Annotated in this window: 7 protein-coding genes and 1 pseudogene; 1 reads left to right on the top strand and 7 read right to left on the bottom strand. The window is 28.6% G+C overall.

The features are described from left to right. The 4 genes from Q0V08_RS09440 to Q0V08_RS09455 form a co-directional block, all read right to left on the bottom strand. Positions 1-704: ABC transporter ATP-binding protein (locus tag Q0V08_RS09440; RefSeq protein ID WP_297434215.1), on the bottom strand; the 704-nt coding region annotated here is incomplete at its 3' end. A 17-nt stretch (positions 705-721) separates the two neighbouring features. Next, entirely contained in the window at positions 722-2,368 is a 1,647-nt protein-coding gene (locus tag Q0V08_RS09445; RefSeq protein WP_297434216.1) for an iron ABC transporter permease, read from the bottom strand. Beyond that, entirely contained in the window at positions 2,343-3,335 is a 993-nt protein-coding gene (locus Q0V08_RS09450; protein WP_297434218.1) for an ABC transporter substrate-binding protein, read from the bottom strand. Before Q0V08_RS09450 ends, Q0V08_RS09445 begins: the two co-directional genes overlap by 26 nt. A 17-nt stretch (positions 3,336-3,352) precedes the next feature. Beyond that, entirely contained in the window at positions 3,353-3,979 is a 627-nt protein-coding gene (locus tag Q0V08_RS09455; protein ID WP_257164119.1) for a PHP domain-containing protein, read from the bottom strand. A 260-nt stretch (positions 3,980-4,239) separates the two neighbouring features. Here Q0V08_RS09455 and Q0V08_RS09460 point away from each other — a divergent pair, with 260 nt between their 5' ends. Then, complete coding sequence (locus Q0V08_RS09460; RefSeq protein ID WP_297434221.1) at positions 4,240-5,154, top strand: DUF5996 family protein; 915 nt, start codon at positions 4,240-4,242, stop codon at positions 5,152-5,154. Between the two features lie 65 nt (positions 5,155-5,219). On the opposite strand, the gene Q0V08_RS09465 is transcribed toward Q0V08_RS09460, so the two are convergent. From Q0V08_RS09465 to Q0V08_RS09475, 3 genes and pseudogenes are all read right to left on the bottom strand, one after another. Continuing rightward, on the bottom strand, positions 5,220-5,363 hold the full coding sequence (locus Q0V08_RS09465) for a hypothetical protein (protein WP_297434222.1): 144 nt from the start codon (positions 5,361-5,363) through the stop codon (positions 5,220-5,222). A 180-nt stretch (positions 5,364-5,543) separates the two neighbouring features. Next, positions 5,544-7,235 carry an alpha,alpha-phosphotrehalase gene (treC, locus tag Q0V08_RS09470; RefSeq protein ID WP_297434224.1) on the bottom strand — a complete coding sequence of 564 codons (1,692 nt, stop codon included), beginning with the start codon at positions 7,233-7,235 and terminating at the stop codon, positions 5,544-5,546. A 31-nt stretch (positions 7,236-7,266) separates the two neighbouring features. Next, positions 7,267-7,565 (bottom strand): annotated as a pseudogene (locus tag Q0V08_RS09475) (PTS maltose transporter subunit IIBC); the annotation flags it as partial.

Raw genomic sequence — 7,565 nt, forward strand, 5'->3', positions numbered from 1 at the left:
TTTCCAATAAAATCAGCCACATAATCATTAGCTGGAGAATAATATATCTCCTCTGGAGAGCCAATTTGAACTATCTCTCCATCTTTCATAACAACTATCTTGTCCGAAATACTCAAAGCTTCCTCTTGATCATGGGTAACAAAAATCATTGTAATTTTCAATTTTTTTTGAAGATATTTTAACTCTTCTCTCATATTAACTTTTAACTTTACATCTAAATTACTAAATGGCTCATCTAAAAGTAAAATTTTAGGTTTCAAAACCAAAGCTCTGGCTAAAGCTACTCTTTGTTGTTGACCGCCACTCAAATTTTGTATAGCAATTTTTTCATAACCTTCAAGACCAACTATTTTCAAATATTTTATTGCCTCATCTAACTGTTCTTTTTTCTTAAGTGATGTATATTTTAAACCATATCCAATATTTTCAATAACATTCATATGAGGAAATAAAGCATAATTTTGAAAAACTGTTGATATTGGTCTATCTTCTGGAGATAATTTTACAATATCTTCATTTTCAACCAAAATAGCTCCTCTATCAGGAGATAAAAATCCACCAATCAGATTTAAAAGAGTTGTCTTACCACAACCTGATGGTCCCAACAAAGTTATTAACTCTCCCTCTTCAACTTGAAGATTTATATTTTGAACTCCTTTTCTCTGTTCAAATATTTTATTTAAGTTTTTTATTTTTAAATACATTTTTCTCCTTTTAAACTCTATTTCTCAATAAATTTAATAGCCAAAATATTTATAAAAAAAGTAACAATTATAATAAAAATCGCAATTATTGATGCTAATCCATAATCTCCATCTCTGATTGTATTAAACATTTCGACAGTTGCTACACTCGCTCCTGGAGAAATCAGAAAAATAATTGCTCCTGTAGTCGTCATAGTTGTTGTAAATCCATTTATAAATGCTACCATAAAAGCTGGTTTTACAAGTGGAAAGATAATATCATACAAAACTCTAATTTTAGAAGCTCCTAAATCTTGAGCTGCTTTTTCTAAATTTTTATCAATTTTTGAAAAAAGAGAATTTCCAGCCTTGCTACCTATTGATATCTGTCTAAATGTACAATTCAAAATAACTATTGCAGCAGTTCCCGTAAGCATAATAGGCGATTTATTAAAAGCTAAAATATACCCTAATCCAAAAAAAGTTCCTGGGATTATGTACGGTAAAGATGAAAGAAATTCGACAAATTTCATAATTTTAATATTTCTTCGCTCTGTAAAATATGAGATTAGTATCCCTATACTAGCTGAAATAACTCCTGCAATCAAGGAATAATAAATACTCCTAATAAAGGTTGAATATTTTCCTAGTTTAAAAAGCTCTAAATATTCAAGAGTAAATTCAAAACCATTAATAGTATAATTATAAAATCCTGAAAGAAATATAGAGCTATATTGTAAAAACATTATAATTACAAAAAAAATAGAAATAATCTCTAAAAATAACTTTAAAAATAAGGGTGGGTCTAAAGAGATATTAGAAGTTTCTCCACCTTTTCCAGAAGTATAAAATTTTTTTCCTTTTTCTAAATTTTCTCTATAAAAATAAAATAATAATAAGGCTGGAAATACAAGAAGAGTTGTCATAGCTGAAGCTTTAGATAAGTTTCCTCTTCCAATTACAGTAAGGTAGGCTTCTGTAGCTAAAGTGCTATAATTTCCACCTATTATTATTGGTGTTCCAAAATCTGCTAAATTTTTAGTAAATAAAATAAAGAATACACTAATAATTCCTGTAAAAGAAAATGGAAATACAACTCTTTTTATAGTTTCCCATTGAGAAGCCCCAAGAGATCTTGAAGCAATTATAAGTCTTCCATCTATTTTTTTTAAACTTTCAACTAATAAAAATGCTGCAAATGAAAGTTCTCCTATTATTTGTAAAATAACTATTCCTTGCCATCCATAAGGATTGAGTTTCAATCCTAAAAGTCTATAAGTTATTAGTCCCCTTCTTCCAAAAAGAGTTATAAAAGAAAGACCAAATACAAATGGAGGCGAAACCATAGTTATCAATAGAAAATTATAAAGATATTTTCCAGTCCAAGACCTTGAAAAAACTATATAAAATGCTATACAAACTCCAATAAAAGTTGCTCCAACAGACGATACTAAAGAAGTAAATAACGTATTTTTTAAAAGTATATAATTTTCACTAAAAATTCCTTCATACATATTTAAAGTAAAAGTTTTATCTATAATAAAGCTTTCTTTAAATATCTTTATAATAGGAAAAAAGCAGAAGAGGATAACCCCTCCTGCTATTAAAAAAAGTAGTAAATAATATGATAAATTATCTAGTTGATTAAATAATTTCCTATTATTGTGCTTTATTTCCAAATTCATCATTCCATCTTTTTAAAATTTCTTCTCTATCTTCTCCTAGAGCGTCTATATCTATTTTTATAAGTTTATCTTTATTAATAGTTTTTACACTTTTTGGTATTTCTATATCACTTCTAACCATCATTCTAGGATCTTGATCTCTTATAAATTCTTGACCTTTTTTAGATAATGCCCAGTCTATAAATATCTTAGCTTCATCTAAATTTTCAGCATTTTTAAATATTGCCATTCCTGCAGGAACCCATGGAATCATATCTTCTGGATAAATAGTTGTAACAGGATATTTACCCTCCATAGAAATAAATTCTCCAGACATTGGAATAACAGCTAAAGCAAACTCTCCCGAAGCTACTTTTTTTGGTGGCTCTCCTCCTCTTTTAGCTAAAAAAGGAACATTTTCATTTAAAGATTTAAAATAAGTCCAAGCATTTTCTTCTCCCATTCCTTGGATCAGACCATTAACCATTGCGTAATTTGTTCCAGAAATAGCTGGATTTGCCATCATAACTTCATCTTTATAGATAGGATTTGCTAAATCCTCCCAAGTTTTTGGAGACGGTAAGTTTTTTTCTTTTAAAAGCTCATTATTTGTCATAAATCCAACAAGAACAAGTGAAATACCTGACCAATATCCATCTTTATCTCTATATTCAGGTGATATAAACTCTATATTATTTTTAGATTCATATTTTTCAAGAAGACCTTTATCTTTAGCAGCGATAAAACTATCTATTCCACCACCAAACCAAACATCTGCACTTGGCTTTCCTCCTTCAGCTTGAATTCTAGATAAAACCTCACCAGAAGATAAATCTAAAAATTCAACTTTTATTCCTGTTTCTTTAGTAAACTCTTGAAATATTTTTTCTTTATTTCCATAAGCAGCAACAACTTTTAAATTTTTTGCTAGAACTGACGTTGCTAAAGTTGAAAATACTAATAGTGTTGTTAATAATATTTTTTTCATTTTAAACCCCCAAAATTTTATCTTTCTTCAATCTCTTTATATATTCCATCAACATAAATCATAGGAACACATTCATTTGTTTTTATTGCCCTTATAAGTTCCGCTACATTTGTAACTGTGAATGGTAACTTTGTTGCAAATCTACCTACAGCATGTTGATGATGTGCGTCACTGGACCCAACTGCTTGAATCCCTAATTTTTTTGCTGTTTCAAAAGCTTTTAAATTACTAAGTTTATCTGTATTTCCATTAAATCCTTCAATTCCAGCTAATCCACGAATTGTATTTAAATTATTTTCAAGACCTCTGTTATTATTTCTAAATGGATGTGCAGAGATACAAACTCCTCCAGCTTCATTTACAAGATTGATAAACTCTTGTGCAGGAATTCTTCCTTCAGGAACCTTATCAATTCCAAAAGCAACAATATCTCCTTCTAAAGTTAAATATTCAACTCCAACAAATATAGGATAATTTAAATTTTTAGATAAAGTCTCAGCTTCTTCCTTTATTTGCATATCGTCATGGTCAGTTATAGCGATTCCATCAAGACCTTTCCTTTTTGCTTCTTCTATAATTTTTTCTAAAGATACGTGACTATCTAAAGAGTACTTACTTTCATGGATATGTAAATCCACTAACATAATATAACCTTCTTTCTAAATTTATTTTATAATTTATCACACTTGATAAAGGTAGTTTAAAGCAATCTCTTAACCTAAGAGAATAAATTGATCAAATTCAAGTATTTTTCATACAAAACCACCTCCAAAAATAAATTTACCTTTAATTATACCAAATAGAGCATAACCTCTTCAATAGAATAATATTAAATAAAAGGAAATAGTTTTTTTATTAGAAACTATTTCTAAGAACTTTTTTAATATTTTTATGGGAGGTTAATATGAAAGTTTTAAAATATAAGGATTGGCAAAATACTGTTGATACCTTAGGTATGTATATTCAAATGGTTGGAAAAGTTGCACTGGAAAGAATTCCTCAAGAACCAGAATGGGAATCTGCTATGCTTCACATTACACCAACTGGAATCTCCACTGGAAATATACCTTCTGAAAATGGTATGTTTCAAATTTCATTCAACTTTGTAAAACATCAGCTAATTATTTTAGATGAAAATGGAAGAGAAGTTATTACCCCTCTTAAGGATGGAGTTTCAGTAGCTCAATTTTATAAAACTTTTCTAAGTAAACTTGAATTTTTAGGTTGTCGAACTGACATCTACCCAATTCCACAAGAATGGAACTTCACAACACCTTTTGAAAAGGATGAAACTCATAAATCTTACGATAGAGAAGCTGTTGAAAAATGGTTTGAAATGGTTAAATATGCCTATAAGATTCTTAGTAAATTTGCTGCTCCATTTAGAGGAAGAAGAAGTAAAGTAAATTTTTATTGGGGTTGCTTAGATATGGGAACTGTTAGATATTCTGGTAAACTTCTCAATACAGATCCGTCTTTACCTGTTGGATTTAGATATGGTGTTGATGCTGAAGAAATTGAATTTGGATTTAACCTTGGAAATAATAGTATTGGAGAACCATACTTCTTCGGATTTATGTGGCCAAATAATCCTGAGGAGTATAAAAAAATTCCTCTTCCTGTTGAAAAATCGTATTATAATGATCAATTTATTTATAAATTAAGTGATTGCCTTGCTACTTCTAATCCTGAAGAATCTGCTATGAAATTTTTTCAAAGTATTTATGATGCATCAACTAAAGTTCAAGGCTGGGAAAATCTTGAATCTTATAATAAACCTCTAGAACTTCCTCCACAAAAAACTCGAAGAAGATATTAAAGAATATGTTAATGAAAAAGAGGCTAAAAATTTATTTTAGCCTCTTTTTTTATTTTATAAAATCTTTACTCTAAGGTATCTTTTTCTTTTTCCTTATCTTTTATTTTATAAATTTTTTCTTCCTCTTTTAAAGACATATCAACAGTGTAACCACCTTTTAAATAGATTAAATACCCTAAACAAACAATAAATATAAATGTAAGTACCACGTAGCCTCCTTACCTATAACCAGTAAGATACACTTCATTTTTTAGTAGAATAATTAATTGTCCTCTTTTTTCATGAATTTTAATATCTTTTTTAATCATAGTTTGTCCCCCGACAATTTATTTTTTAAAAACTTTATTTTAAAATATCATAATTTAAAAATTTATTCAATATACCAGTTTTTATTTTTTATTTATAAATTTTGAAGTTGAAAAAATTACAATTGATTCATAAGCTCTCAGCTTTATTTTTTTATCACTTAACAATATATCACTATAGTTTTTTATTAGAATCTCTTTTCCAATAAACTCTTCTGGGATTTCAATTTCAATCTCTTTCTCATAAAAATTATTTATAACTAAAAGTTTTTCATTTCCAAGTTGACGTATATATCCAAATATTTGAGAATTTTCTACGTACATAGGAATAAAATCTCCATGAGAAATAACTTTATATTTTTTTCTTAATTCTATCAAATTTTTATAATGATAAAAAACTGACTCTTTATCTTTTAAACTGTTTTCAACATTTATTGTCGAATAATTTTTAGCAACCTCTATCCATGAAGTTCCCTCAGTAAATCCTGCATTTTTACTCTCATTCCATTGAACTGGAGTTCTACTATTATCTCTAGATTTTTGTCCTAAAATCTCTATAGCCTCATCAACAGTTTTACCTTTTTCAAGAAGAAGCTTATAATTATTTAAAGCCTCTACATCTCTATACTCATCAATAGTTTCAAAATGTGGATTAGTCATTGCAATCTCTTCACCTTGATAGATATACGGTGTTCCTCTTAACATATGAATTGCTGTCCCTAACATCTTTCCAGATTCTTTTAAATAGTTTTCATTTCCAAATCTAGAAACAATTCTTGGTTGATCATGGTTACACCAAAATACTGCACTCCATCCATCCCCCTTTTCCATTTCAACTTGCCATTTGAAAAATATATCCTTTAAAGATTTAAAATCCATATCTCCTAAAGCCCACTTCTCTCCATTTGGATAATCTACTTTTAAATGATGAAAATTAAATACCATAGATAACTCTTTGTTTTCTGGTTTTGTATACTCTATACAATGAGAGATAGTTGTTGACGACATCTCTCCTACAGTTAGGCTTCCTGGATACTTTCCAAAAGTATTAGCTGTTAACTCCTTTAAAAATTCATGAACTCTTGGCCCATCTGTGTAAAATTTTCTTCCATCTGATGTAGCTGTTTCATAGTTATCATCTGGAAAATTTTGATTTTTTGAAATTAAATTTATCACATCTAATCTAAATCCATCTACACCTTTTTCTAACCAAAAGTTTATCATTTTATAAATATCATTTCTTAATTCAGGATTCTCCCAATTAAGATCAGCTTGTGTCACATCAAATAGATGTAAATAATATTTTCCCAATGACTCCACATATTTCCAAGCATTTCCACCAAATTTTGAAGCCCAATTATTAGGAGCTTTATCGGCAGTTCCCTCTTTCCAAATATAATAGTTATGATATTTATTTTTTGAGTCTTTTAAAGCTTCTTTAAACCAAAAATGCTCTGTTGAAGTATGATTAATAACCATATCCATTATTAATTTCATTCCTTTTTTATGCATCTCATTTAATAATTCATGGAAATCTTCCATAGTTCCAAATGTTGGATCAATATTATAATAATCAGCTATATCATATCCGTTATCCATCATTGGTGAAACATACATAGGAGTTGTCCAAACTACATCTACACCTAATTTTTTTAAATAATCTAACTTACTTATAATTCCTTTTATGTCACCTATTCCATCACCATTACTATCACAAAAACTTTTAGGATATATCTGATAAACTGTGGCACTCTTCCACCAATCTTTTTCTAACATAATTTTCCTCACTTTATTTTAATTTATATTTTTATTTTTTTGCAAATCTACCTTTACTTAAGATATAAGTAGCTATAATTGGTACAACAAAAGCTATTGTCATAGCTATAATATAGTTTATCCAAAATTTAGGTTGAATTGCTAAAAATGCTGGAAGTCCACCTATTCCTATTGAGTTAGCTAAAACTCCTGTTAAAGTTGAATAAATTGCTGCAAGAGCTGAACCAATCAATGCTCCATAAAAAGGATACATAAATCTTAAATTCACACCAAACATCGCTGGCTCAGTAACTCCTAACCACGCTGATATTGCTGATGATAGTGATAAAG

It is taken from the genome of uncultured Cetobacterium sp. (genome assembly GCF_947038635.1).
Lineage (GTDB): Bacteria > Fusobacteriota > Fusobacteriia > Fusobacteriales > Fusobacteriaceae > Cetobacterium_A.

Bases quoted from the DNA above. Each gene is read 5' to 3' on its own strand.
- Q0V08_RS09445 (WP_297434216.1), bottom strand. From the start codon at position 2,368: ATGAATTTGGAAATAAAGCACAATAATAGGAAATTATTTAATCAACTA.
- Q0V08_RS09450 (WP_297434218.1), bottom strand. From the start codon at position 3,335: ATGAAAAAAATATTATTAACAACACTATTAGTATTTTCAACTTTAGCA.
- Q0V08_RS09455 (WP_257164119.1), bottom strand. From the start codon at position 3,979: ATGTTAGTGGATTTACATATCCATGAAAGTAAGTACTCTTTAGATAGT.
- Q0V08_RS09460 (WP_297434221.1), top strand. From the start codon at position 4,240: ATGAAAGTTTTAAAATATAAGGATTGGCAAAATACTGTTGATACCTTA.
- treC (WP_297434224.1), bottom strand. From the start codon at position 7,235: ATGTTAGAAAAAGATTGGTGGAAGAGTGCCACAGTTTATCAGATATAT.